This window comes from Rhizobium sp. 862_C5_N1_2 (assembly GCF_051811205.1).
GTDB classification, from domain to species: domain Bacteria; phylum Pseudomonadota; class Alphaproteobacteria; order Rhizobiales; family Rhizobiaceae; genus Rhizobium; species Rhizobium leguminosarum.
The window spans coordinates 2,672,040-2,695,318 of record NZ_JBPWPT010000001.1 but is presented as its reverse complement, the minus strand read 5'-3'; the positions used below and the strand labels follow the sequence as shown (position 1 = coordinate 2,695,318).

General features: G+C 61.9%; 26 protein-coding genes and 1 tRNA gene. 18 read left to right on the top strand and 9 right to left on the bottom strand.

What is annotated here, in order from left to right:
• Nucleotides 1–146: 146 nt before the first annotated feature.
• From ACD590_RS13615 to ACD590_RS13605, 3 genes are read left to right on the top strand one after another with little or no spacing between them, the layout of a single operon-like run.
• A complete protein-coding gene (locus ACD590_RS13615) occupies nucleotides 147–1,124 on the top strand; it encodes an ABC transporter substrate-binding protein (protein ID WP_439002767.1) in 978 nt (325 codons plus the stop codon).
• 7 nt (nucleotides 1,125–1,131) lie between these two features.
• Nucleotides 1,132–2,826 carry an ABC transporter permease gene (locus ACD590_RS13610; RefSeq protein ID WP_193445652.1) on the top strand — a complete coding sequence of 565 codons (1,695 nt, stop codon included), beginning with the start codon at nucleotides 1,132–1,134 and terminating at the stop codon, nucleotides 2,824–2,826.
• Nucleotides 2,814–3,863, top strand: a complete 1,050-nt coding sequence (locus ACD590_RS13605) for an ABC transporter ATP-binding protein (protein WP_130729219.1) — start codon at nucleotides 2,814–2,816, stop codon at nucleotides 3,861–3,863. Before ACD590_RS13610 ends, ACD590_RS13605 begins: the two co-directional genes overlap by 13 nt.
• A gap of 26 nt (nucleotides 3,864–3,889) precedes the next feature.
• On the opposite strand, the gene ACD590_RS13600 is transcribed toward ACD590_RS13605, so the two are convergent.
• A complete protein-coding gene (locus tag ACD590_RS13600; RefSeq protein ID WP_018242754.1) occupies nucleotides 3,890–4,252 on the bottom strand; it encodes a DUF4189 domain-containing protein in 363 nt (120 codons plus the stop codon).
• A 198-nt stretch (nucleotides 4,253–4,450) separates the two neighbouring features.
• On the opposite strand from ACD590_RS13600, the gene ACD590_RS13595 reads away from it, so the two are divergent.
• From ACD590_RS13595 to ACD590_RS13570, 6 genes are all read left to right on the top strand, one after another.
• On the top strand, nucleotides 4,451–5,560 hold the full coding sequence (locus ACD590_RS13595) for an endonuclease/exonuclease/phosphatase family protein (protein ID WP_018242753.1): 1,110 nt from the start codon (nucleotides 4,451–4,453) through the stop codon (nucleotides 5,558–5,560).
• Entirely contained in the window at nucleotides 5,557–6,330 is a 774-nt protein-coding gene (locus tag ACD590_RS13590) for an NUDIX hydrolase (RefSeq protein WP_439002766.1), read from the top strand. The genes ACD590_RS13595 and ACD590_RS13590 overlap by 4 nt, the downstream gene beginning before the upstream one ends.
• Before the next feature lie 165 nt (nucleotides 6,331–6,495).
• Nucleotides 6,496–7,407 carry a PhzF family phenazine biosynthesis protein gene (locus ACD590_RS13585; RefSeq protein WP_018242751.1) on the top strand — a complete coding sequence of 304 codons (912 nt, stop codon included), beginning with the start codon at nucleotides 6,496–6,498 and terminating at the stop codon, nucleotides 7,405–7,407.
• Nucleotides 7,408–7,635: 228 nt separating this feature from the next.
• Nucleotides 7,636–7,711, top strand: a tRNA-Lys gene (locus ACD590_RS13580).
• Between the two features lie 154 nt (nucleotides 7,712–7,865).
• Entirely contained in the window at nucleotides 7,866–8,162 is a 297-nt protein-coding gene (locus ACD590_RS13575; RefSeq protein ID WP_047623359.1) for a hypothetical protein, read from the top strand.
• A 176-nt stretch (nucleotides 8,163–8,338) separates the two neighbouring features.
• Complete coding sequence (locus ACD590_RS13570) at nucleotides 8,339–8,641, top strand: hypothetical protein (protein ID WP_130652722.1); 303 nt, start codon at nucleotides 8,339–8,341, stop codon at nucleotides 8,639–8,641.
• A gap of 241 nt (nucleotides 8,642–8,882) precedes the next feature.
• Here the strand turns inward: ACD590_RS13570 and ACD590_RS13565 are convergent, their stop codons facing one another.
• Nucleotides 8,883–9,191 carry a hypothetical protein gene (locus ACD590_RS13565; protein ID WP_080764175.1) on the bottom strand — a complete coding sequence of 103 codons (309 nt, stop codon included), beginning with the start codon at nucleotides 9,189–9,191 and terminating at the stop codon, nucleotides 8,883–8,885.
• Nucleotides 9,192–9,517: 326 nt separating this feature from the next.
• Here ACD590_RS13565 and ACD590_RS13560 point away from each other — a divergent pair, with 326 nt between their 5' ends.
• Together ACD590_RS13560 and chrA are read left to right on the top strand one after the other, a co-directional pair.
• Nucleotides 9,518–10,333 carry a chromate resistance protein ChrB domain-containing protein gene (locus ACD590_RS13560; protein WP_439002765.1) on the top strand — a complete coding sequence of 272 codons (816 nt, stop codon included), beginning with the start codon at nucleotides 9,518–9,520 and terminating at the stop codon, nucleotides 10,331–10,333.
• A 1-nt stretch (nucleotide 10,334) separates the two neighbouring features.
• The gene (chrA, locus tag ACD590_RS13555; RefSeq protein WP_130652720.1) at nucleotides 10,335–11,756 is read left to right on the top strand and encodes a chromate efflux transporter; all 1,422 of its coding nucleotides are present in this window, start codon (nucleotides 10,335–10,337) and stop codon (nucleotides 11,754–11,756) included.
• Here the strand turns inward: chrA and ACD590_RS13550 are convergent.
• Complete coding sequence (locus ACD590_RS13550) at nucleotides 11,753–13,084, bottom strand: hemolysin family protein (protein WP_018446462.1); 1,332 nt, start codon at nucleotides 13,082–13,084, stop codon at nucleotides 11,753–11,755. The two genes, chrA and ACD590_RS13550, sit on opposite strands and share 4 nt — an antisense overlap.
• Before the next feature lie 222 nt (nucleotides 13,085–13,306).
• A complete protein-coding gene (locus tag ACD590_RS13545) occupies nucleotides 13,307–13,690 on the bottom strand; it encodes a VOC family protein (protein ID WP_439002764.1) in 384 nt (127 codons plus the stop codon).
• Nucleotides 13,691–14,128: 438 nt separating this feature from the next.
• Between ACD590_RS13545 and ACD590_RS13540 the strand changes: the two genes are divergently transcribed.
• Nucleotides 14,129–14,440: an RcnB family protein gene (locus ACD590_RS13540; protein ID WP_247264983.1), complete on the top strand. Its 312-nt coding sequence runs from the start codon at nucleotides 14,129–14,131 to the stop codon at nucleotides 14,438–14,440.
• Between the two features lie 156 nt (nucleotides 14,441–14,596).
• On the opposite strand, the gene ACD590_RS13535 is transcribed toward ACD590_RS13540, so the two are convergent.
• From ACD590_RS13535 to ACD590_RS13525, 3 genes are all read right to left on the bottom strand, one after another.
• Entirely contained in the window at nucleotides 14,597–14,776 is a 180-nt protein-coding gene (locus tag ACD590_RS13535; RefSeq protein WP_018446459.1) for a hypothetical protein, read from the bottom strand.
• Nucleotides 14,773–15,978: a zinc metallochaperone GTPase ZigA gene (zigA, locus tag ACD590_RS13530; RefSeq protein WP_247264982.1), complete on the bottom strand. Its 1,206-nt coding sequence runs from the start codon at nucleotides 15,976–15,978 to the stop codon at nucleotides 14,773–14,775. The genes ACD590_RS13535 and zigA overlap by 4 nt, the downstream gene beginning before the upstream one ends.
• Nucleotides 15,979–16,115: 137 nt before the next feature.
• Nucleotides 16,116–17,156, bottom strand: coding sequence for a zinc ABC transporter substrate-binding protein (locus tag ACD590_RS13525; RefSeq protein ID WP_439002763.1), 1,041 nt, complete (start codon nucleotides 17,154–17,156; stop codon nucleotides 16,116–16,118).
• Nucleotides 17,157–17,258: 102 nt separating this feature from the next.
• Here ACD590_RS13525 and ACD590_RS13520 point away from each other — a divergent pair, with 102 nt between their 5' ends.
• From ACD590_RS13520 to ACD590_RS13510, 3 genes are read left to right on the top strand one after another with little or no spacing between them, the layout of a single operon-like run.
• On the top strand, nucleotides 17,259–18,170 hold the full coding sequence (locus ACD590_RS13520; RefSeq protein WP_247264981.1) for an ATP-binding cassette domain-containing protein: 912 nt from the start codon (nucleotides 17,259–17,261) through the stop codon (nucleotides 18,168–18,170).
• On the top strand, nucleotides 18,163–18,978 hold the full coding sequence (znuB, locus tag ACD590_RS13515; RefSeq protein WP_047623352.1) for a zinc ABC transporter permease subunit ZnuB: 816 nt from the start codon (nucleotides 18,163–18,165) through the stop codon (nucleotides 18,976–18,978). Before ACD590_RS13520 ends, znuB begins: the two co-directional genes overlap by 8 nt.
• Complete coding sequence (locus tag ACD590_RS13510; protein WP_130729209.1) at nucleotides 18,975–19,373, top strand: Fur family transcriptional regulator; 399 nt, start codon at nucleotides 18,975–18,977, stop codon at nucleotides 19,371–19,373. The genes znuB and ACD590_RS13510 overlap by 4 nt, the downstream gene beginning before the upstream one ends.
• A gap of 289 nt (nucleotides 19,374–19,662) precedes the next feature.
• On the opposite strand, the gene ACD590_RS13505 is transcribed toward ACD590_RS13510, so the two are convergent.
• Nucleotides 19,663–20,769, bottom strand: coding sequence for a hypothetical protein (locus ACD590_RS13505; RefSeq protein WP_439002762.1), 1,107 nt, complete (start codon nucleotides 20,767–20,769; stop codon nucleotides 19,663–19,665).
• A gap of 191 nt (nucleotides 20,770–20,960) precedes the next feature.
• Here ACD590_RS13505 and ACD590_RS13500 point away from each other — a divergent pair, with 191 nt between their 5' ends.
• Nucleotides 20,961–21,536, top strand: a complete 576-nt coding sequence (locus ACD590_RS13500; RefSeq protein ID WP_247266292.1) for a transglutaminase-like cysteine peptidase — start codon at nucleotides 20,961–20,963, stop codon at nucleotides 21,534–21,536.
• A gap of 89 nt (nucleotides 21,537–21,625) precedes the next feature.
• On the top strand, nucleotides 21,626–22,024 hold the full coding sequence (locus tag ACD590_RS13495; RefSeq protein ID WP_018242737.1) for an ester cyclase: 399 nt from the start codon (nucleotides 21,626–21,628) through the stop codon (nucleotides 22,022–22,024).
• Between the two features lie 31 nt (nucleotides 22,025–22,055).
• On the opposite strand, the gene ACD590_RS13490 is transcribed toward ACD590_RS13495, so the two are convergent.
• Nucleotides 22,056–22,427, bottom strand: coding sequence for a hypothetical protein (locus tag ACD590_RS13490; RefSeq protein ID WP_439002761.1), 372 nt, complete (start codon nucleotides 22,425–22,427; stop codon nucleotides 22,056–22,058).
• A gap of 331 nt (nucleotides 22,428–22,758) precedes the next feature.
• Between ACD590_RS13490 and ACD590_RS13485 the strand changes: the two genes are divergently transcribed.
• Nucleotides 22,759–23,160, top strand: a complete 402-nt coding sequence (locus ACD590_RS13485; protein ID WP_032980478.1) for a hypothetical protein — start codon at nucleotides 22,759–22,761, stop codon at nucleotides 23,158–23,160.
• Nucleotides 23,161–23,279: the final 119 nt, after the last annotated feature.

Genomic DNA, 23,279 nt, shown 5'->3' with positions numbered 1-23,279 from the left:
GGAAAGGCGATCGCCCCGATTGTGGGCACAGCCGGTGGACATCAACGAGGGTTGTGAAACCGGGGCCCGGTGGGCTGCGGCGCGCTGTCACATCTCTGTCAACGACCCCTAATAAGGGAGGGGTATCGAAATCGAGGATCCTTCCCATGAAAACGATCGTTTCCGCCGCAGCACTTGTCGCTGCGAGCCTCTTTGCCATTCCGGCTTCGGCCGCAAACCTCGTTCTCTATACTAGCCAGCCGAACGAGGACGCGCAGGCGACGGTCGACGGCTTCATGGCCGCCAATCCCGATATCAAGGTCGACTGGGTGCGCGACGGCACGCCGAAGATCATGGCGAAGCTCCAGGCCGAGATCCAGGCCGGCAACCCGGTGGCCGACGTCCTCCTCATCGCCGACGTGGTGACGCTGGAGCGCCTGAAGGAAGACGGCAAGCTCCTGGCCTACAAGTCGCCAGAAGCTGCCCAATACGACGCCGCCCTTTATGACACCGACGGCTATTACTACTCGACCAAGCTGATCACCACCGGCATCATGTATAACACCTCGGCCGCGATGAAGCCTGCGAGCTGGAAGGACCTGACGAAGCCGGAAGCCAAGGGCCTCGTCACCATGCCGAGCCCGCTTGCCTCGGGTGCGGCCCTGATCCACGCTCAGACGCTTGCCGCCGTTCCCGGCCTCGGTTGGGACTTCTACAAGTCGCTTGCCGAAAACGGTGCGATCGCGGCCGGCGGCAACGGCGCCGTGCTGAAGTCCGTCGCCTCGGGCGAAAAGGCCTACGGTATGGTCGTCGACTACCTGCCGATCCGCGAGAGGGCCAAGGGCGCGCCGGTCGAATTCGTGTTCCCGAGCGAAGGCGTTTCGGCCGTCACCGAGCCGGTCGGTATCCTTGCCAGCACGAAGAACGCCGATGCCGCAAAGAAATTCGTCGATTACGTGCTCTCCGAAAAGGGCCAGGAAGGCTTCCTGAAGCTCGGCTACATCCCGGCCCGCAACGGCATGAAGCTGCCGGAAGGCTTCCCCGCGCGCGACACCATCAAGGTCCTGCCGATCAAGGCCGCAGACGCTCTGAAGAATACCGATCAGGATCTCAAGACCTTCTCGGGCATCTACGGCTCGAACTGATCCTTTCATGCACGGATATATCAAAACCGGAAACAGCCAGCCCGCCTGGCTGTTTCCTTTTGTCGTCATCGTCGTCCTGATCCTCAGCGTGCTGCCGCTCGCCCGCCTCGCCATGGTCGGGATAGCGGCCTTTGCCGATGGCGGCGTGATGGCGGTTCTCGGCGACGCCTCGCTGTGGTCGGCGACCTATTACACGGTCGTCACCGCCATTCTGGGCACAATCATATCGCTCATCATCGGCTGCCTCTTTGCCTTCCTGCTGACGCTGACCGATATCCGCGCCAAGGAGCTGCTCAGTTTCTGCTTCGTGCTGCCGATGATGATCCCGCCGCAAGTAACGGCGCTTGCCTGGGTGCTGATGTCCGGCCCATCCAGCCCGCTGTTGAAGGCGCTGCATATCGCCCCGCCGCTCGGCTCGCCGCAGCCGCTCTATTCGGTGGGTGGCATCGCGCTGCTTTATGGCGTGCAGCATGCGCCGCTGGTCTACCTGGCGCTTCGGGCCGGGCTGATGACGCTGCCCCGCGACGGCGTCGAGGCAGCACGGCTTTCCGGCGCCTCCAGCCTGCGGGTGTTTCGCGACATCATCCTGCCGCTGTCGCTGCCCGGCATCATCGCGGGAGCGGCGATCTCGTTCGTCTCCTGCACCGGCAATTTCGGTATTCCCGCCATTCTCGGCATTCCGGCCTCGATCTTCACGCTTCCGACGTTGATCTTCACCAAGTTTTCCGCCTTCACCAGCCGTACCTTCGGCGACGTCGCCGTGCTCTCGGCGATCATCGCCGTCATCTCGGTCGTCGGGCTGATGATCCAGGACCGGGCGCTGCGCGGCCGTGACTACCGCGTCATCGGGTTATCCGGGGCGAGTGCCGCCTTCGAACTCGGCATCTGGCGGTTTGCCTTCACGCCGCTCGTCTGGGTGATCCTGTTTTTCATGCTGGCCGCGCCGTTCTTCGCGCTCCTTGCCGGTGCGCTGGTGCCGGCCTATGGTGTGCCGCTCACCTTCAAGACGATGTCGCTGCATGCTTTTGAGGAGATCCTGTTCCGGCAGGCGGTGACGCGCACGGCTTTTATCAATTCGCTGTCGCTTGCCGGCGCCACTGCGCTTTGTCTCCTCGTGGTGACGGTGCTTGCGGCCTATGCGCTGACGCGGCGCAAGGATGTGGTTTCCCGTATCGTTTCCAGCCTGATCGAAATACCCTATTCGCTGCCCGGCATCGTCATGGCCGTTTCCTTCATTCTGGTGTTCGCTGCACCCATCCCGATCCTGCACGTCTCGCTTTACGGCACGATCTGGATCATCCTGATCGCCTATTTCTCCTCGTTCTTCGCCGTCAGCCTGAAACCCGTGGTCAGCGCCTTCCACCAGCTCGACCCGGCGCTCGAGGAGGCGGCGCGGCTTTCCGGCGCCGGCTTTTTCCGCCGGCTTGCCGATATCATCGTGCCGCTGATTGCGCCGGCCGCCGGCGCCTCGGTCATCCTGGTCTTCCTGATCGCCTGCAACGAGCTGACGATCTCGGCGCTGCTCTGGTCGGCCGGCACCCAGACGCTCGGCGTCGCCATCTACAATCTCGACGACAGCGGCAGTTCCGACCTTGCTTCGGCGCTCTCGGTGCTCGTCGTCGTCATGGTCGTCGTGCTGATGCTGCTACTTGAGCTTCTGGCCAAACGACTGCCGAAAGGAGTGGTCCCGTGGCGAGGCTGATCCTCAACCAGCTCGGCAAGGATTTTGGCAGCGGGCGGGCCGCCGTCAGCGGCTTTTCGCTCGAGGTGCGCGAGGGCGGCTTCCTCGCGCTGCTCGGGCCTTCCGGCTGCGGCAAGACAACGGTGCTGCGCATGATCGCCGGTTTCGAGACGCCGAGCGATGGCTCGATCCATCTCGGCGAGCGGTTGCTTGCCGATGCCGCGCAGTCGCTGCCACCGGAAAAGCGCAACATGGCGATGGTCTTTCAGTCCTATGCGCTGTGGCCGCATATGAGTGTCGCCGACAATGTCGGCTACCCCCTCAAGGTGCGCGGCATCTCGGGCGAGGTCTACCGGGCGAAGGTGCGCGACGCGCTCGGCACGGTGCGGCTTGCCGATTATGCCGAACGGCGGCCGGCCGATCTCTCCGGCGGTCAACGTCAGCGCGTGGCGCTCGCCCGCTGCCTGGTGACATCGCCCGACGTGGTGCTGCTCGACGAGCCGCTTGCCAATCTCGACCGGCACCTGAAACAGGAGATGGAGGAAACCTTCCGCGAATTCCACCAGCGCTCGGGCGCGACGATGATCTACGTCACCCATGACCAGAGCGAGGCGATGGCGCTTGCGACCGACGTAGCCGTCATGTCGGAGGGTCGGCTGCTGCAAGTGGCCCCGCCCGCTGAAATCTATGCCCGGCCGGAAGGCCGCGTCGTTGGCGGGCTGATCGGGCGAGGCGCGATCGTGACGCTGCCTCGTCCCTTCGGCGATGGCAGGGCGCTCGACTGGCCTGCGCTGGAGCCGATGTTTGCTGCTGCTGCCGGGGCAGCCAGTGGCGACAGGGTGGATGTCCTCGTCCGGCCGGAGGATGTCGTCTCCGGCGAGAATATCGCCGCCGGCGAGGGGATCGCGGCGACGGTCGAGTCCGTTCTCTTCGAGGGTGAGCGTTACGCGCTGAAGCTGGTCCTCGCCGATAGTCAGGTGCTGCGGGCCTATACCCGCTTTCCCGTCCGAACGGGTGACAGCCTCCGGCTATCGGTGCGCGCGGCGTGGCGGCTTTGAGGCGCCGCACTCAACCAGAATCATTCCTACTCCGAACATTGCCAGCGGATGACGCGGCAGCTGCCGGTTTGTTTTCGGCAGCTGCGGATTGCCTGACGCTGGGCCTCACGGTTGTCGTAACCCCAGCCGGAGCCCCAGCCGCCGCGATGGCCGACGGCCACCGCGCCGCAGGCATTGCGGAACCAGATGGCGATCCGGCAGTCATTGGCGCTGCTGTCGCAATTGCGCCGGGCAACGATTTCGGCGTCGCCGCGATTGTCATGGGCATAGGACCAGCCGAGAGCGCCTGTTGATGGCGAATAGGCGATGGCACCGTAGCTGTCGGCAAGTGCCGGGCCGGCGCCGGCGAGGACGGTCAGAATCGCCAGCGATGCAGAAATCCGTTTCATGAAATGCCTCCCGCCGGAACTGGTGAATGTCGTCCGGGACGAATTATTCGGGGCTTGCGGGAGAATGTCAGCGGCCTAAGTCACAGGCAATCGCGTCCGGGGCTGCAAGAGGGGTGGTTGTCCGCATATTTCTTGGCCTCGCCATCTTTTCCTGCGGCTTCTGCTGGTTAAGGTACTCCCCGCAACCGGATCCTTCCCATGTCGCTTCGCCTCGCCACCTTCAATGTCGAAAATCTCCTGACCCGTTTCGATTTCACCGGCTTTCGCAACCAGCTGCGCCAGGACCGCGTCATCAAGCTTTTCCAGGTGTCGAGCGAGGGCGTCTATCAGCAGCTCGAGCAGGCCCGCGTGATCGCGGCGACCGACGACACGCGGCAGATGACGGCGCTTGCGATTGCCGACGCGGATGCCGATATCCTCTGCCTGCAGGAAATCGACAACATGGCCGCCCTTCAGGCCTTCGAATACGGCTATCTCTTCCGGATGGTCGGAAATGGTTACCGGCAGAAATACCTTGTCGAAGGCAATGACAGCCGTGGCATCGATGTTGCCGTCCTGATGCGCGAGGAAACGCGCGACGGCCAGAAGATCGAGCTCAGGGACATCAAAAGCCATGCGATGACGACCTATCGCGATCTCGATCTTTTCGACGAGGAGCTGGCGCTCACCAACCGTATCGACGACAAGATCTTCAAGCGCGATTGCCTGGAGCTCGATCTTCTGATCGGCGGCCGGCCGCTTTCGCTCTACGTCGTGCATTTCAAGTCCATGGGCAATCCGCGCGACGGGCTGGACGGGCGGCAATCGACCATGCCGATCCGCCGCGCCGAGGCGCGCGCCGTTCGCCGCATCATCGAGGACCGCTTCGGGGCGGATCAAGCCGGCACGAAGAGCTTCGCTATCTGTGGCGACATGAACGATTATCAGGAGCGCGTCGATGTCATCGGCCGCCGGGGCGCTGGCTATCGTTTCGAGCATCAAGATGAGGCCGAAAGCGCACTCGACGTTTTCAGCCGCGATGGCTTTGCCGAAAATGTGGTGCGCCGTCGCACCGACCTCGACCGCTGGACGCTCTATCACGCGCGCGGGCCGCAGGAGCAGTGGCTCTGCCAACTCGATTATCTCTGGCTCTCGCCAGCACTCGCCGCCCACAATGTCGGCCGCCTGCCGGAAATCATCCGCAGTGGCCAGCCTTACCGCACCATCTTCCCGCCGGGGCAGGAGGTGGAGCGTTATCCGCGTACCGGCTGGGACAGGCCGAAGGCGTCCGATCACTGCCCCGTCGTCATGACACTGGATCTCCCATGAATGCGAATTTGAACGCGAATTTCACCAACAGCAATTTTTCCGATGATTTCGCCGGCTGGCCGCCGGAGGCCACGGTCTTCCCGATTGCCGGCGTGGATCTGCGCATCCTGCCCGGCCCCCATCCTTTGGTCGCCGCCGAGGAAGCAGCGATCCGCGAGAACTGGGCGCGGGAGACCGCCGCCAATCCGGCGCTGTTCGACGGGCGCATGGTGTTTCAGCAACGGCTCTCGCTCAGTGAAAACGGGATTGCGGGCGAGGGCCACGTCATTCCCTTTTCCGCCTTCATGTGGTGGCGCCGACAGCCGCGGCGTCAGGGCGGCGTTCACATCTTCGCCTATCCGGTGCTCGAAACCTCGGACGGCGCGCTGGTGGCGATCCGTATGGGCGCCCATACCGCCAATCCCGGCCAGGTCTATTTCGCCGCCGGCTCGCTGGAACCGGAGGATATCGTCGACGGGCGTTGCGACATCGAGGCGAACATGCGACGCGAGGTCCATGAAGAAACCGGATTGGATCTTGGCCGTTCGGTGGCGGGGCAAGGGCTCTTTGCCAGTCATGCCAACCGAACGGTGACGGTGTTGCGGCTCTTCCGTTTCGATATGACGGCGGACGAGATGGTCGAACGGATCGAGAGCCACATGCTCGTCGCCGAGGATAAGGAGATCGCGGGTGCAGCGGCGATCCGCTCGGCCGATCACTCGGCGCACCCTTATAATATCGCCATGCTGCCCGTGATCGACTGGTATTTCGGCAAGGTCGAGCGGAGTTGATCTATGCCGCCTAAAGCCGTGTAGCGTTTTGGGATAACGACATGCATCACGTAAAGATCGAAAGCGCGACATGTGAATCCGGTTGGCGTGACGCGTTTTAGCGCCTTGCACTCGCTCGTCCGGTCGGGCAGGTTGGCGGCGCGATGACGATTCAGGGAGGCCGATGTGGCGCGAAGCTACAGCGTCTATGACGTGTTCACCGATCGAAAGCTTGCGGGCAACCCGCTGGCGGTGATCTTCGACGGAGACGATCTCAGCGACGAGGCAATGCAGGCGATCACCCGGGAGATCAATCTCTCGGAGACGGTCTTCGTGCAGCCTTCAACCAACCCCGCCTATGCGGCGCGTCTGAGGATATTCACGCCTGGGCGCGAGCTGCCGTTTGCCGGCCATCCCACGGTCGGCACGGCGGTGGCGCTGGCCGAACGGGCGCACGGTGCCGCGACGCGCGATCTCGTCACGGTGCTCGAGGAAAATGTCGGGCCGGTGCGTTGCGCGGTGCGGCTGAGGGAGGGCGAGGCGAGCTTTGCCGAATTCGACCTGCCGCGCAAATCGCAGCCCGCTGTCATGCCGCTCGACAAGCTCGGCATCGCCGATGCGCTATCGCTGAAGGTGACCGAGATCGGCTTCGAAAATCACGTCCCGTCGATCTGGAGCGCCGGCGTTCCCTTCCTGCTCATTCCGGTGCACGATGTCGGAGCCACGCAGCGGGTGGAATTCGATCCGCAACTCTGGGAAAAGATCGTGCCCTTCGTCGATGGCGCTCTTGCCTCGGCTTATGTGTACTGCCGCGGCGGCGTCAACCACGTGGCAAAGTTCCATGCGCGCATGTTCGCAAGCGGCATGGGCATCGTCGAAGATCCGGCCACCGGCTCGGCGGCGGCCGCACTCTCCGGCGCGATCCACCATTTCGACCGGCTGACGGACGGGCATCACCCGATCATGATCGAGCAGGGCGTAGAGATGGGCCGGCCGTCCTTCATCCACCTGCATATCGATGTCGACGGCGGAGCGATCTCCAACGCGCGGATCGGCGGCCAGGCAGTGCGGCTGGCCAGCGGCACGCTCGACCTTTGATTTCACCAGACCGCCGCGGCGTCCGACAGGACGCGCTTAGGACGCTCTATCACTTTGAATCGGCGCATAATCCTTTCCGAAAATGGATTCGGATTTTCGGGGTTGTGCGCCGCATTTCAGCCATGCCGAAAAATCTTCGCGATTAACCAAAGAAATTTCGCCTATGCGCTGGACAAGCCTGCCGATCCTGTTTATACGCCCCGTCACACCGCGCAGCCAAGCGCGAACGGGTGATTAGCTCAGTTGGTAGAGCAGCTGACTCTTAATCAGCGGGTCGTAGGTTCGAGCCCTACATCACCCACCAAATCTCTTGAAAAGATTGACATATTTGAACACAGACCGGATTTTCCGGTCTGTGGGAAACTGTCGCGAAGCAAGCGGCATGGTTCGCGTCATCCGCAGGACTGGCCGCGTCGATCCGCGCGCCCTATCTCCCTCTCGCGTATCAGGAGGGGTCTATGAGAAGCGTTGTTTTTGCCGTCGCATTGTCTCTGCCGTTGCCTGCCTTTGCCGCAGGCGCAATGGAGGTCAAAGCGGGCGATCATAGCTGCGGCGAGCTCGCGCAGATCATTCGTCAGAATAAAAAGGTCTTTGTCCGCGTCGGCTTCGGCGGTCGCAGCTTCCGCTATCCGCCGGCCCAATGCAGCATGGGCGAAAAACGCACCACGACCAGTTTTCGCGATGCCGAGGGAAAGCAGTGCATGCTCGATTATGCCTGCGTTTTTGACCCTGCGTCGCCTTATAATTTTCCCTAGCGCATCGTGCTTTGTGCGTCCGAAAGGACGCACGGGGTTCTCGGCGCTTCCGGTTGAGACGGGGAGCGAGCGAGAAGTGCATGCGGCTGTGCCCAGGCGTACAGTTCGGAGGGTTTCTGGACTGGCGGCATGGGGTGCGATGCCCTAACTTCGCTCTCTCACATTCAGGAGTTTCCATGAAAAGCGTTGTTCTGGCCGTCGCAGTGTTGTTTCCGTCCGCAGCTCTTGCCGTCGAGGCGGTGGAGGTCAATGCCAGGGATCACAGTTGCGAAGAGCTTGCGCAGATCATCCGCAAGGACAAGGCGGTTTTTGTGCGGATGGGCTTTGGCGGCCGCAGCTTCCGTTATCCGCCGGCCAGGTGCAATCTCGGCGACAAGTACGACACCGCACGGGTGAGGGATGCCAATGGCAAGCTTTGCCTCCTCGACTACGAGTGCGTGTACGATCCGCAGTCCTTCTATAACAGGATTCCCAAATAATATCCCGATCCAGGCGTTGCCAAAGCGCTGTTCGGCATGGATGACGAGGACAAGAAAAAAGGCCGGGCGAAATTCGCACCGACCTTCCTCGACCGGTCTCGATAACGACTGCCAGTACCTCCGCGGTCAGCCGCCAGAGACAGATTCAATATCCCTTAAATAGGGTTTGCTTAAACATCTTCAAGAGCTCGCAGCAGAAAGGAAGCCGGCATATGGCCGGCTTCTTTCGGCCGAGCAGTCGTTACTGCTGGGCCGGGGCAGCCGGCGGAGTGGCCGGTGCTGGTGCCGGTGCGGGCGTTGCGCTGTTGTCGGTCGGAGCGATCGGCTTGGCCGGCGCCGGCTCGGATTGGGTCGTGGAGGCTGTCGTGTCCGGCGATGTGCCGGGGGTGCTCCACTGCGAATAGGCGAATGCAGCGACAGCGATCACGGCCAATGCAGCGACCCAGACAACCCACGTGTTAGTGCTGCGCGCGCTCGGCGTGGTGCGCAGATCGAGATTTGGGTTCAGTGGGCGGTTGGGATCGTTGGCATTATTGGGGTCGTACGTCATGGTACTTTCTCCTCTTTCGGTGAAACAATAATGGCGGAGCTGGCTTTTTGTTCCATATGGGTGCAGGGAAGCGGTTGTTATCAGGGATTTCCGGGCTGCCACCGGCCAGAATCGGCGGCCAATGCCGCTCGGCTTCCCGAGGCGAAGGGCCTCCACGGAAGTTCATTTCGTCTCGACACGAACATTGTGCGTGCCGGTTCGATGCAAGCGCGCTTGACACGCCGGTGTCTGTTTGCGCATGATTTCTGCATGGGGTCGCGATCACCCCACGAGGCGTCATGCTGAAGAATCGCGTCCAGTAAAACCGATCAACGGAGGGACGCGTCATGCCGTCATTTCTCGAAATTTCTCCCGACAAGCTGAGCCGCCTCATCGGAACCCCCGGTGCGCCCTGCATTATCGACGTTCGCACTGAGGAGGACTTCGCGCTCGATCCGCGATTGGTGCCGGGCTCGATCCGGCGCGCTCATTCCGACGTCGCGTCCTGGTGTGGCGGCGTCGATGCCGAAGCCGTCGTCGTGGTCTGCCAAAGAGGCGGCAAGCTCAGTCATGGTGTTGCCGCCTATCTCCGCCATGCCGGGATTGACGCGGAAAGCCTCGAAGGTGGCTTCGAGGCGTGGATCGCAGGCGGACAGGCCGTGCCCGATGCAAAGCTGCCGCAACGCGACGCTGGAGAGCGCACCGTCTGGGTGACGCGGGCGCGGCCGAAGATCGATCGCATCGCCTGTCCCTGGCTGATCCGGCGCTTCGTCGATCCGAACGCCGTGTTCCTGTTTGTGCCTGCGCCCGAGGTTTTGGCCGTCGGCGAGCGCTTCGGGGCGACGCCCTTCGATATCGAAGACGTGTTCTGGAGTCATCGCGGCGAATTCTGCACTTTCGACGTCATGATCGAAGAGTTCGGACTGGCGTCGGAACCGCTTCTGCGCCTGGCGCGGATCGTCAGGGCGGCAGATACAGCGAGGCTCGACCTCGCGCCTGAGGCGGCGGGCCTGCTTGCGGCATCGCTCGGCCTCTCCAGGATGTATTCCGACGATCTGGAGCAACTCGAGGCTGGGATGCTTCTCTACGACGCTTTTTTCCGCTGGTGCCGCGATGCGACCGAGGAAACCCACAATTGGCCCGCGCCAAAGAAGAGGGTGTGAGATGGTCGAGATGACGGATAGTGCTCCCGGCGGCAAAATGGCGGAGGAAGACGCGGGAGAGGGGCATCACCACGGCGTTTCGTTTGGCGAGGCCTTCAGGGTGTGGCTGCGCGTCGCCGCCCTGAGTTTTGGCGGCCCCGCCGGCCAGATTGCCGTCATGCACCGGATCATCGTCGATGAGAAGCGATGGATCGGTGAGCACCGTTTTCTGCATGCGCTGAACTATTGCATGCTGCTTCCCGGACCGGAGGCGCAGCAGCTCGCCATCTATATTGGTTGGCTGATGCATCGAACAGTGGGCGGTCTCGTCGCCGGCCTGCTGTTCGTGTTGCCGGGCTTCCTGTCGATCCTCTGTCTCAGCTATATCTACGCGGCCTACGGCAACGTCGGCATCGTCGCCGGCCTCTTCTTCGGGCTGAAGGCGGCAGTGCTTGCTGTCGTCGCGCAGGCCGTCATCCGCATCGGCGGCCGTGCGCTCAAGAATCGCGTCATGGTCGGAATCGCGGCCGCGGCCTTCATCGCCATCTTCTTTCTCCATGTCCCGTTCCCGCTGATCGTGCTCGCGGCCGCCATTGCGGGCTTCCTCGGCGGCAGGTTCGGGCTTGCCGCCTTCCAGACGGGCGGCGGCCACAAGGCCGGGAGCGGCCCGGTGCTGTCGGATGCCGAGTCGGCGCTCGGCGAAGGCATACCGGCGCATGCGCGCCCGAATCTCGCCTGGTCGCTGCGTATGTCGGCCGTGCTGATCGCCCTTTGGCTAGCTCCACTTGCAGCGCTCTACGTAACCTTCGGTGCTGACAATGTCTTTACCGAGATCGGCCTGTTCTTCAGCAAGATGGCGGTCGTCACCTTCGGCGGGGCCTATGCCGTACTTGCCTATGTCGCGCAGGAGGCTGTGCAGCATTTCGGCTGGCTGAAACCCGGCGAGATGCTGGATGGTCTCGGCATGGCCGAGACGACGCCGGGGCCGCTGATCATGGTCGTCCAGTTCGTCGGCTTCATGGGCGCCTACCGGGATCCGGGAGCGCTGAACCCGATGCTTGCGGCAACCCTTGCGGCGATACTGACGAGCTGGGTCACCTTCGTGCCCTGTTTCCTCTGGATCTTCCTCGGCGCGCCGTTCATCGAAAAACTGCGCGGCAACATTGCGCTCGCCGGCGCGATGTCGGCCATAACCGCGGCGGTAGTCGGGGTCATCCTCAACCTCGCTATCTGGTTTGCCCTGCACACGCTGTTTGCCGAGGTTGCGACCGTCCGCCTTGGCGGCTTGCGGCTCGATATTCCCGTGCTGCAATCGGCCGTGCCGGCGGCAATGGCGCTGTCTGCCGCCGCCGCCGTCGCGATCTTCCGCTTCAAGGCTTCCGTGATCGCGACGCTGCTAGCCTGCGCAGCCGCAGGGATGATCTGGACGCTGGCAGTCGGCTAGGCCTCCGCCCCATCCGCGGGAATGCGCGTCGCGAGCATCTTGTCGATGCGCATGCCGTCCATGTCGAGCACCTCGAAGCGCCAGTTGTCGAAGACGAAGGTTTCGCCGGCTTCGGGGATGTGCTGGAGCTGATGCAGCGCGAAGCCCGCCAGCGTATGGAAATCGGCATCTGGACGATCGCGCAGGCCCAGCCGTTCGAAGGCGTCGAAGGCCGGCATCATCGCATCGATCAAGAGCGACCCGTCTTCCCTGACGACGATGTCGGGCTCTTCATTGGATCCCGGCAGATCGCCGGCGATAGCTTCGAGCAGGTCGGTCTGGGTGACGATGCCTTCGAGGCTGCCATATTCGTCGATGACGATGGCGAGGCGAACGGGTGAGGCCTTGAAACTGTCGAGCACGCGGACGACCGAGGTGCCCTCATGCAGCACCAGCGGCTGCTTGATCACCTCCATCGGCCGGACCTTGCCGCCGTCGAGAACCTGGTCGAGAAGGTCCTTCTTCAACACCATGCCGATCGGCTCGTCGATCGAGCCGCGGGCGACCAGCAATTGCTCGTGGCTGCATTCGCGGATGGTCTTCAGGATTTCGGCCTCGCTGTCGTCGGCGTCGAACCATTCGATGTCGAGACGCGGGGTCATGATATCGGAGATCGGCCTGTCGCCGATGTTGAACACCCGCTCGACGAGCTGCTGCTGCACCTGGTTGAGAAGGCCGGCCTCCTGGCTCTCGGCGACCAGCAGCTTGAGCTCCTGCGGCGAATGAAACGACGATTCGCCGGTTCCGGCGCGAAGACCCACACCCCGCAGCACGAGGTTGCCCATGCCGTTCAGGGCAAAGATCGCCGGCTTGAACAGCACCAGGAAGAACCCGAGCGGACGCACCACGGCAAGCGAGGTGGCTTCGCTGCGCTGAAGCGCCAGGCTTTTCGGCGCGAGCTCGCCGAGCACGATGTGCAGCGCCGTGATGATGACGAAGGCAATGACGATGGCGACGGTATGCGCGCCTGTTGTCGCCCATTGCCCCGGCAGCCACGACAGCAGAGGCTCGATAAGGTGGGCAAGCGCCGGTTCGCCGACCCAGCCGAGGGCGAGCGACGAGATGGTTATGCCGAGCTGGGTGGCTGCAAGGTTGGCGTCGAGATTGTCGACGGCGCGCTGAAGTGCGGAGGCATTCATCCGGCCTGCCGCGGCAAGTTCGGTAACACGGCTGCGTCTCACAGATACCAGCGCGAATTCGGCGGCGACGAAGAAGCCATTGGCGGCCACGAGAAGTAACACGGCTAGTATCCCGACATAGTCGAAGAGCCCGCCCGCGGATTCGGACATATTTCCCTACCTCTGAATTGATGCGAGTCCGACCCTACACGCTCGCACACCGGTGGCAAGGCGCAGCTGGTATTCTCGCGGCGGAGCCCGCCGTGATCGAGATCAAGGCACCGGTCTGCGGATGCGGAGCGCAGTTGTGTCGCGCACCGCATGATCGGGCTTATGCGCGTTGATGTGGAGCGCAAAAATGTGTGGCAAACGACGTGACCGGCGTCGCGCCATTCATCGCTTGGGCGCCTCGAAGAGCTCGATCGGGTTTCCGGCCGGATCGTCGAGCAGGATTTGCTTGCCGCCTATGCCCTGCACGATCTCGTTGCGGAAACGCGCGCCGGCCTGACGCAGCGCGACGACGTCTGCTTCCAAATCCTTGACCTCGATCTGGACGCGATTCCAACCGCCGGGCTCCGGCTTTCTCCCATCTGGCATTGCTTGAGATGCTCCGCCGGGTCCCGTCATGCCGCTGACGAACAGACGAAAACCGTCCCTGGTCAGGATGGCGAAACTCGGCGCGGGACGAAGCGCCACAGAGAAGCCGAGATGTCTCGTGTAGAATTCCACTGCGGCGTCGACGTCGTCGACGATGTAGCGCATGCTGATACCGGGCATGTTTTCCTCCATTGTGGTCTTCGTTGTCTTGATCTGATCGTCCTTTCGCGGGGGCGCATCCAGAACTCTCCTGTTCCTAGGATGTGTCGCTTCGAAACTCGATTATGCGCCCGTTTCAAGTTTTTTATGTATCTCGTTATGCCAAATCGCTGAGCACCTTTGGGCGAGACTAGATCGAATGGAGAGCATGCCGCCTGCCGCAGGGCAACCCTCCACGACCGCGCCTTCTAGGCGATGAGCACCAGAGGCCGAAGGGCTTCAGAGGAACGAAGCCAGCCGGCCGCGCTAAAACCCCGATCACCGTGTATAAGCTTAACCTAAAATATAAGCTTCGACCCGTAGCTATTGGATTCCATTACAAAAGTTTAATTTTTGTTTCAGTTTCAGTTCATCTTTTCGGCCCTAGTTTGGTCACGTGCCCAACACGAGGAACCCCACATGAAAAAGATTTTTGCAGCTCTTCTTTCCGCCTCCTTCCTTCTTTCCCCGATGGTTGTTTCCCAGGCCAGCGCCGACGATCATCGCCGTTCCCCCGTCGTCGTGCAGAAGAAGGTGATCGTCCGGTCGCATTGGAAGAAGGGATACCGCGTCAACGCCAGCGAACGTCGCCGGTTCTCCGATGTCAACGACTACCGCCGCTACCGGCTGGCGCCTCCGCCCCGCGGTTATCGCTGGGTGCGGGCCGATAATGACTACCTGCTGATCGGCGTCACCAGCGGCATCATCTCCAGCATTATTGCCGGCCGTTGATCGGTCGATATATGAGGAAAGGGCGGCTTCGGCCGCCTTTTTGACTCTGGGAGGCGCGTAGCCGTTTCGCACCCTCCTCCTCCTTCATTCCTGTGACGAGCATAGGAATGAAGGAGGAGGAGGAGGAGGAAGGGCCGGCGGCAGGTATGACCTGCTTTAGGATTGCCTGCGTGAAGGTATGACCCGTTCAGCAATGATGCCGAGAAAACCTCTTGGTCTTCCGACTTCAGCGTCGGTGTCCTGCTCGTGCGTCAGCGGATGAAGCCCTTCGATCGGCGGTAGCGGCTCGCATTCGGTGCAGACGCAGCGATAGCGTTTGATTGCCTTCGCCTTCATGCCGCCTGCCGGTTCCAGCTGGCGAAAGGATCGGGCAGGTCGCGCCAGCGCTCGGGCGCGAAGGCATCTGTCCTGATAAGACAGGCGTCGAGTTCCTTCCTGATCCAGGTCTCGTCCATCGGATCGGCGCCGATAAACACGATTTCCTGGCGGCGGTCGCCCCAGACGGGGTCGAGATAGGGGCCGATGGCGCGCATGAAGGCCGGTTCCTCAGGCCATTGTTCGCGCGGCACTGCCGCCCACCAGAGGCCCATCTTGCCGGTGCGCACGATCGCGCCCGCCTGGCTGATCTCGCCGACATGGTGCGGGCGCGTCGCCAGCCAGAAGAAGCCCTTGGCGCGCACGACGCCCGGCCATACGCTATCGAGGAAGGCCTGCAGCTTTGCCGGATGGAAGGGCCGCTTCTCGCGATAGACGAAGGAGCGGATGCCGTATTCCTCGGTCTCCGGCAGGTGGTCGCGGAAGCCGTGCAGTTCCTTGTACCAGAGCGGATGGGTCTCGGCCTTGTCTATATCGAAGCGGCGAGTGCCGAGCACGTCTTTCAAGGCGACCTTGCCGAAATCCACCTCGATCAGGCGTGCATCCGGGTTGAGACCGGTGACGATCTTGCGCGCGGCGTCGCGCTCCTCCTTGGCTGCCGTGCCGATCTTGTTCAACACCACGACATCGGCGAATTCGATCTGCTCGACCAGCAGGTCGACGATGGTTCTGTTGTCGCCATCGCCTGCCGTTTCACCGCGGTCGGCAAGGAAATCGGCCGAAGCATAATCGGCAAGCAGATTGGCGGCGTCGACGACGGTCACCATGGTGTCGAGCCTTGCGACGTCGGAAAGGCTTTGGCCATTCTCGTCGCGAAATTCGAAGGTGGTGGCGACGGGCAGGGGCTCGGCGATGCCGGTCGATTCGATCAAGAGGTAATCGAAGCGGCCCTGATCGGCGAGTTGGCGCACCTCCTTCAGCAGATCGTCGCGCAGCGTGCAGCAGATGCAGCCATTGGTCATCTCGACGAGCTGTTCCTCGGTGCGGGAGAGATTGGCGCCGCCGTCGCGCACCAGGGTGGCATCGATATTCACCTCACTCATGTCGTTGACGATAACGGCGACGCGTAAGCCTTCGCGATTGGTCAACACATGGTTGAGCAGTGTCGTCTTGCCGGCGCCGAGGAAGCCTGAAAGCACCGTGACGGGAAGTCTGTTGTCCATGGGAACCTCATAAGATCATAGTTTATGTTATATCATTACCTTTGATGTGCCGAAAAAAAGGCGGAACGGGGTTGTCCGTTTTCCGGTCTCTCCTGAGCGTCGCGTGTCCGGCAGGACGCGCGGAGCGCGCATGAGAGTCATGTGCTGGAGAGGCAGTCCTTCATGCTGTCGGCGATGCCGCGCATGAGGGTGAAGTAAAGATCGGGGCCGGCCTTCAGTGTTGCCGCTTCGGGATCGAGCACGCCTGACTTGGCGCGTGTGCCTTCGATGACCACATTGACGAGGCGCGGCTCGAACTGCGGCTCGGCAAAGACGCAGGTGGCGCCGAGTTCACCGACCTTGTGGCGGATTTCCGAAACACGCTCGGCACCGGGAATGGTTTCGGGGCTGACGGTGATCGAGCCGGCGACGCGGATGCCATACCGGTGCTCGAAATACTGGTAGGCGTCATGGAAGACGATGAAGGGCTTGCCCTTGACGGGAGCGACGATACCCTTGATCTCGGCGTCGAGCGCATCCAGCCTGTCGTTTAGCGCCTTGGCGTTGCCCTGATAGGTCAGTGCATTGGCGGGATCGGCGGCAACCAGTGTCGTGGTGATCAGCGCCGCCATTGCCTTTGCATTCATCGGGTCGAGCCAGAGATGTGTGTCGAAGGCGTCGTGGTCGTGGTCAGCCTCGGCGTGATCGTGTTCGTGCTCCGGGGCGTCGGAAGCACTGTCGTGCTGACCGGAAGCACTTTCGTGCTCCGGGGCGTCATCATGCGGCTCGAAGGCGCCGCCTTCGCGGAACGGCAGCTTGACGAGGCCGGGGGCATTGTCGAGTTCGGCGATGCTGGCATCCCGACCCAGCGCCTGCAGCGGCTTTTCGAGAAAGGCCTCGAGGCCGGGACCGACCCAGAAAATCACCCTGGCATCCTGCAGGGCGCGGGCGTTGGACGGCTTGAGATTGTAGGTATGCGGGGAAGCGGCGCCGTCGACGATCAGCTTCGGTTCGCCGACACCCTGCATGATCGCCGAAACCAGCGAATGGATCGGTTTGATCGAGGTGACGACGACAGGCGCATCGGCTGCGCGCATAGTGCTGCCGAAGAGCAGGACGGGGATCGCCAGGGCCGGGATTGCGAGGGTGGGCATTCTGAGGGCCAAAATTTTAAGGGCAGGCCCCAAGGCGCGTTTCATCAACATGCTCCGCTTGAATTGCAACTGTTATGTTATTACATCAATTGCGTTATGCTATAACGTGTGCAATAGCAGGACGCAACAGCACTTTCGGAAAATTTGATGCTCTCTCCCGCAAAGACCGCCGCTGGTATCAGGGCCGAACCGCTGGTTTCGCTTGAAAATGTCGGCATCCTGCGCAATGGCCGGTGGCTGGTGCGCGGCGTCGATTTTTCCGTCTCGCGGGGCGAAATCGTCACGCTTATCGGGCCGAACGGCTCGGGCAAGTCGACCAGTGCCAAGGCGGCGATCGGCGTGTTGAAGGCGGATGAGGGCAGGGTGGAGCGCAAGGCCGGCCTCAAGGTCGGCTATGTCCCGCAGAAGCTGTCGATCGACTGGACGCTGCCGCTTTCGGTGCGCCGGCTGATGACGCTGACAGGACCGCTGCCGGAGCGCGACATGCTCTCTGCGCTCGAATCCGCCGGCATTGCCCATATGCTCGATGCCGAGGTCCAGCACCTCTCCGGCGGGGAGTTCCAGCGGGCGTTGATGGCCCGGGCGATTGCCCGCAAACCCGATCTGCTGGTGCTCGACGAGCCGGTGCAGGGGGTCGACTTTTCCGGAGAGATCGCGCTCTACGACCTCATCAAATCGATCCGCAATGCGACTGGCTGCGGCATCCTGCTGATCTCGCACGATCTCCACGTCGTCATGGCCGAGACCGACACGGTCATCTGCCTCAACGGCCATGTCTGCTGCCGCGGCACGCCCGAAGCCGTCAGCCGCAGCCCGGAATATGTGCAGCTGTTCGGCAGCCGGGCGGCGCAAACACTTGCCGTCTATAGCCATCACCACGATCATACGCACCTGCCGGACGGCCGCGTGCAACATGCCGACGGCACGGTGACCGATCATTGCCATCCCGATGATGGCCATCACGCGCACGGGCATGGGCATGACGGTCATGAACATGGTCACGATCATACCGACCATGCCCATCCGCACGCGCATGCAGCGGGAGAGCGCCATGCTTGATGATTTCTTCGTGCGCGCCATTCTTGCCGGCGTCGGCCTGGCGCTGACGACGGGGCCGCTCGGCTGCTTCATCATCTGGCGGCGCATGGCCTATTTCGGCGATACGATCGCCCATTCGGCGCTGCTCGGCGTCGCACTGTCGCTGCTCTTCGAACTCAATCTGACACTGGCTGTCTTTGCCGTCGCCGCCCTCGTGTCGGTGCTGCTGCTCTTCCTGCAGAAGCGCCAGGCGCTGTCGGCCGATGCTCTGCTCGGCATCCTCTCGCATGCCACGCTGGCGATCGGCCTCGTCATGGTCGCCTTCATGAGCTGGGTGCGGATCGATCTCATCGCCTTCCTGTTCGGCGATATCCTTGCTGTTTCCACGACCGACATTGCGCTGATCTGGGGAGGCGGGCTCTTCGTGCTCGTGGCAATGGTCTGGCTCTGGCGGCCACTCTTGGCTGCGACCGTCAATGCCGAGCTCGCCGAGGCCGAGGGGCTGAAGCCAGAGCGGGCGCGGCTGTTCTTCATGCTGCTGATGGCCGTCGTCATCGCCATCGCCATGAAGATCGTCGGCATCATGCTGATCACCTCGCTGCTGATCATTCCGGCGGCTGCGGCCCGGCGCTTCTCGCCGACGCCGGAGATCATGGCGGTGCTCGCCTCGCTGATCGGGGCGGTCGCCGTCGTCGGCGGGCTGTTCGGCTCGCTTACCTACGACACGCCCTCGGGTCCCTCGATCGTGGTCGCGGCGCTGATCCTCTTCATGCTCAGCCTGCTTCCCGTCAGGCGCCACCGCGCGCTCATGCAAGGACAAGGCTCATGACGACACCGCAATTGACCAAGAACCAGTCGCTGGTCTTCGACGTGCTCGAAAAGGCCGAAGGGCCGCTCAGCGCCTACACCATCCTCGACAAGCTGCGCGACCACGGTTTTCGCGCGCCCCTGCAGGTCTACCGTGCGCTCGAGAAGCTGCTTGAATACGGCGTCGTGCACCGGCTCGAAAGCATCAACTCCTTCGTCGCCTGCGCCCATCCGGGCGACGACTGCCACAGCCACGGCATCGTCGCCTTCGCCATCTGCGAAAGCTGCGGCCAGGTGACGGAGTTCCACGACCATGAGATCGACCACAGGCTGATGAGCTGGGTGCGCGGGCAGAAGTTCAAGCCCGAGAAAACGACGATCGAGATCCGCGGTCTATGTGAGGCTTGCGCGGCGTAAGTTCGGCTCGTGTTCGCTAGACGATCGCCACGCGCTCGCCGAAAGGCGTGTCGTGAACTTGCGGGTGTCGATCCGTTCATAGGCATGATCTGCCGCGGATGGCTCGATGGCCGAGGACACTATTGCCTGACGGGCGGGTATTGTGATGGCCGAGCCGCCGGGTCATCCCGCTAGGCTCGCTCCTGCGTCTGGCCGCCTTCCCGATCTCGCTTGCCATACAAAGCCGACGATCCCCAAAAAGGTGAGGCCGGAGACCGGCCTCACCTTTCACGTTTTTTCGCTGATCGGCTTAGTTCGGCTTAGATCCCGAGCCGCCTTTGCCGGAACCGCCTTCGTGCGAACCGTCATTGCCACCCTTGCTTGGGCCGTCATTGCCACCCTTGTTTGGGCCGTCATTGCCGCCCCTGCTCGGACCGTCGTTGCCGCCATTGCCAGGGCCGTCATTGCCGCCCTTGCTCGGACCGTCGCTGCCGCCATTGCCAGGGCCGTCATTGCCGCCCTTGCTCGGACCGTCGCTGCCGCCATTGCCCGGACCGTCATTGCCGCCCTTGCTCGGGCCGTCGTTGCCGCCATTGCCAGGGCCGTCATTGCCACCCTTGCCTGGGCCGTCGTTGCCGCCATTGCCCGGACCGTCATTGCCGCCCTTGCTCGGGCCGTCGTTGCCGCCCTTGCCAGGGCCGTCATTGCCACCCTTGCCTGGGCCGTCGTTGCCGCCCTTACCCGGACCGTCGTTGCCGCCCTTGCCTGGGCCGTCGTTGCCGCCCTTGCCAGGGCCGTCATTGCCACCCTTGCCTGGGCCGTCGTTGCCGCCCTTGCCGGGACCGTCATTGCCGCCCTTGCCTGGGCCGTCGTTACCGCCCTTGCCGGGACCGTCATTGCCACCCTTGCCGTGACCGTGATCTTTTCCGCCCTTGTCGTGGCCGTGATGATCGCGGTCCTTGCCGCCGTGATCGTCTTTTCCGCCGTGGCCCGGACCGTCCTTGCCGTGCCCGTGATCTTTCCCGCCCTTGCCGCCGCCGTGATGATCATGGCCCTTGCCGCCGTGATCGTCCTTTCCGCCATTGTCGCCGTCGCCGTCACCATTGCCGTCGCCACTGCCACTGCCAGTGCCATTACCATTACCATTACCATTATCGCCATCATTCCCATTGCTGGCGAGGGAGCCGGTGCTGGATGTCTTCTTGCCGCCGCCAATGTTTGGGCTGCCGCGATCGTTATCGTTCGGGCTGAACCTGTTATCGGACTGAATTGCTCTGGTCGGCATGCACAGTCTGTATTCGAGTGTACCGCGAACTGCGGCCTTGCAATTGACCACTGCCGGGGCTGCCGTTGCCAAGCTGCTGCTTGCCAGAAGGGAAGCAACGGCGACGCTGAATTTCGCTGCTCTGCTGATCATTTCAATCCAATCCCAAGGTTAACTGAATGTTAATGGGGAGAACTCTTATACTAACAATCAATTAACCTGAAGAATAGATAATGGTTAATCTGTCTCATTCGTCTAATACAGTTAAATTCGCAAGTATAAAATTTTACTAAATTTTTATTTCGCCTATGTTATCGTCTCGCAATAAATAAAAGGAATCGGCTATGAAGCGCCTCTTTTCGCTCGCTGGCTTTTTATTCATTCTTCTGCATTTTCAAGCTGTTGCGGGATCATCGCTTCCTGTGACGCGAAGCATCGGCGCACCCGTGGGATTCGCCGCAGCCTGCGCCAAGTACAAGTGGCTGTGCGGCAGGATGGCGGCGCAACAGCTGAATGATCAGGCAGGAACAGCGCTTCTTCAAAAGGTCAATCGTGCCGTAAATGGACGTATCATTCCCGCGGAAGATCGCCCGTCTTCCCGAAATAAGGATGTTTGGTCTCTGCCGGTTGCCGGCCGTGGCGACTGTGAGGACTACGCTCTCCAGAAGATGAAGGACCTGATCGAAGCTGGTTTTCCATCGAACCGGTTGGCGCTTTCCGTCGTGATTGGACCGCACGATCAAAACCATGTCGTTCTGATTGCCCGGACGGACGGCGGCGATTATGTGCTCGACAATCTGACCAGTGCCGTGAGGCTCTGGCGCACGACGGGCTATACGTTTCTGGCCACTCAGGATTTCCAATCGCGAACGGGCTGGCGCGTGACGCTTGCTGGTCCCCGCGCAGGTGAGTTCTCTTGAACTGAAAGTCTCAAGGCGGTGCGCTCGCCGCTGGCAAGTGCAGATCCTGGCGCTATCTTTGCCGCAGAGCGCAAGCCAGGGACGATCGGGTGACGAAAACCGAACTCGCGGAGATATACCGCGGCTACATCGCCTGCCTGAACAGTCAGGACTGGACCAATCTCGGGCAGTTCGTCGGCGACGATGCGGTTCATAATGGCCGGCGGCTCGGGCTGTCGGGTTACGTCGCTATGCTCGAGCGAGACTTCGATGAGATTCCCGATCTTTATTTCAAGGTGCTGATGCTCCTTGGCGATCCGCCATACATAGCCTGCCGGCTCGGCTTCGATTGCAGGCCGAAGGCAAAATTCCTCGGCCTCGATGTGAACGGCAGGCGCGTTGCCTTCAGCGAGAACGTGATCTACGAATTTCGTGACGGAAAGATCGTCGAGGTCTGGTCGGTCATCGACAAGGCGGCGATCGAGTCCCAGCTCGCGGGCTCGAATTGATCGCGCGGACGATTTCCGGTCTGCGTTTTGATCAGATGATGGCGACGCGTTCACCGAAGGGCGTGTCGTCGTCGAAATTGCGAGTGCCGATCCGGTCGCTTTCGCCTGACAAGACCGGCTCTTCCGCCTGTTCGCCAGCCTCTTCCTCTTCTTCCAATGCCGCATGCCCGTGCCGCTTTTGCGGATGCGCCTCGTTTTCGACGATCAGATCCGCGTGCGGGATGAGATCGCTTGCGGCTTCCTTCTCCACGGCCCTCTTCGCTGCCAGTTGATCGGCGGTGATCTGCGACTGGCGGGCAGCGACCCAGGCATTGTCGGGTTCGGAGCCGATCGAGGTGCTGGTACCGACCTTGGTGGGTTCGGACGGGGCGGTGGCGGAGATGGGGTTGATCGCGTCGACCATGAAACTCTCCTGCGGTGACCAACTGGCGAAACAGCCGGCTGTTTCGTGGGATGAAAAACGGCGCGGTCTTGGGACCAATCAGGGAGACATATCGAGCCCGCGCCGAAAAACACAAGGGGACATTGACGTGACTGCCACCTCGGACAATGACGAAATCGGTAGCAGGTCGCGGGAAATTCGACGAAGAATTGTGTGCACAAGGGGATGCTCGGCGCGTGGTTAATGTAAGAATCGGAAACACTTTGTGACTAAGTGTCTCCAAAAGCAGCGTTTTTTGACTTGCTGCGCGCGAAAACATGACGGATATTGTTTAAACGTTGAGGAAGCCGTCATGATTAGAATGATTGAAAACCCTGCCGAACTGGCTGGCGAGGATATCACCGGCAAATATATTCTCCGGAGGCTGAACTATCATTGGTTCGCTTACGGCAAGGCGGCTATCGTGACCGCCTGCAAGGGAACGATCCTGCAGCTCGAGCGGGAAGAGACGGTCTATTCCGAGCGTTGGGGCCGCCGCGCCTACACGGGCACCGGCAAGCGTTATCCCGGCGGCATCTGTCCCATTTCGGCGGTCGCCTGCGTTTGCGATACGCCCGACGACGTCAATGCCGTTATTCAACTGGATGTCGAAGCGCAGGACGAATTTTATCAGCTGATCGCCAAGGCCGAAGCCAGAGTTCAGGCTCTTGCCTCTTCATCACGAAACAGCCAGTTTCTGGAAGCTGCCGAGTAGGCGGCTCTTTACCGAATCCGCCCTGAGCCGTTATTGCGGCAACGGCAGAATTTCTCCAACATCTCGAATCCTGGATGCAAAGGCGTCGCTGCGATCAAGGCAGCTTTCGTCGCTACGCT

Bases quoted from the DNA above. Each gene is read 5' to 3' on its own strand.
- ACD590_RS13615 (WP_439002767.1), top strand. From the start codon at position 147: ATGAAAACGATCGTTTCCGCCGCAGCACTTGTCGCTGCGAGCCTCTTT.
- ACD590_RS13610 (WP_193445652.1), top strand. From the start codon at position 1,132: ATGCACGGATATATCAAAACCGGAAACAGCCAGCCCGCCTGGCTGTTT.
- ACD590_RS13600 (WP_018242754.1), bottom strand. From the start codon at position 4,252: ATGAAACGGATTTCTGCATCGCTGGCGATTCTGACCGTCCTCGCCGGC.
- ACD590_RS13595 (WP_018242753.1), top strand. From the start codon at position 4,451: ATGTCGCTTCGCCTCGCCACCTTCAATGTCGAAAATCTCCTGACCCGT.
- ACD590_RS13590 (WP_439002766.1), top strand. From the start codon at position 5,557: ATGAATGCGAATTTGAACGCGAATTTCACCAACAGCAATTTTTCCGAT.
- ACD590_RS13575 (WP_047623359.1), top strand. From the start codon at position 7,866: ATGAGAAGCGTTGTTTTTGCCGTCGCATTGTCTCTGCCGTTGCCTGCC.
- ACD590_RS13570 (WP_130652722.1), top strand. From the start codon at position 8,339: ATGAAAAGCGTTGTTCTGGCCGTCGCAGTGTTGTTTCCGTCCGCAGCT.
- ACD590_RS13565 (WP_080764175.1), bottom strand. From the start codon at position 9,191: ATGACGTACGACCCCAATAATGCCAACGATCCCAACCGCCCACTGAAC.
- ACD590_RS13560 (WP_439002765.1), top strand. From the start codon at position 9,518: ATGCCGTCATTTCTCGAAATTTCTCCCGACAAGCTGAGCCGCCTCATC.
- chrA (WP_130652720.1), top strand. From the start codon at position 10,335: ATGGTCGAGATGACGGATAGTGCTCCCGGCGGCAAAATGGCGGAGGAA.
- ACD590_RS13550 (WP_018446462.1), bottom strand. From the start codon at position 13,084: ATGTCCGAATCCGCGGGCGGGCTCTTCGACTATGTCGGGATACTAGCC.
- ACD590_RS13545 (WP_439002764.1), bottom strand. From the start codon at position 13,690: ATGCCCGGTATCAGCATGCGCTACATCGTCGACGACGTCGACGCCGCA.
- ACD590_RS13540 (WP_247264983.1), top strand. From the start codon at position 14,129: ATGAAAAAGATTTTTGCAGCTCTTCTTTCCGCCTCCTTCCTTCTTTCC.
- ACD590_RS13535 (WP_018446459.1), bottom strand. From the start codon at position 14,776: ATGAAGGCGAAGGCAATCAAACGCTATCGCTGCGTCTGCACCGAATGC.
- zigA (WP_247264982.1), bottom strand. From the start codon at position 15,978: ATGGACAACAGACTTCCCGTCACGGTGCTTTCAGGCTTCCTCGGCGCC.
- ACD590_RS13525 (WP_439002763.1), bottom strand. From the start codon at position 17,156: ATGAAACGCGCCTTGGGGCCTGCCCTTAAAATTTTGGCCCTCAGAATG.
- ACD590_RS13520 (WP_247264981.1), top strand. From the start codon at position 17,259: ATGCTCTCTCCCGCAAAGACCGCCGCTGGTATCAGGGCCGAACCGCTG.
- znuB (WP_047623352.1), top strand. From the start codon at position 18,163: ATGCTTGATGATTTCTTCGTGCGCGCCATTCTTGCCGGCGTCGGCCTG.
- ACD590_RS13510 (WP_130729209.1), top strand. From the start codon at position 18,975: ATGACGACACCGCAATTGACCAAGAACCAGTCGCTGGTCTTCGACGTG.
- ACD590_RS13505 (WP_439002762.1), bottom strand. From the start codon at position 20,769: ATGATCAGCAGAGCAGCGAAATTCAGCGTCGCCGTTGCTTCCCTTCTG.
- ACD590_RS13500 (WP_247266292.1), top strand. From the start codon at position 20,961: ATGAAGCGCCTCTTTTCGCTCGCTGGCTTTTTATTCATTCTTCTGCAT.
- ACD590_RS13490 (WP_439002761.1), bottom strand. From the start codon at position 22,427: ATGGTCGACGCGATCAACCCCATCTCCGCCACCGCCCCGTCCGAACCC.
- ACD590_RS13485 (WP_032980478.1), top strand. From the start codon at position 22,759: ATGATTAGAATGATTGAAAACCCTGCCGAACTGGCTGGCGAGGATATC.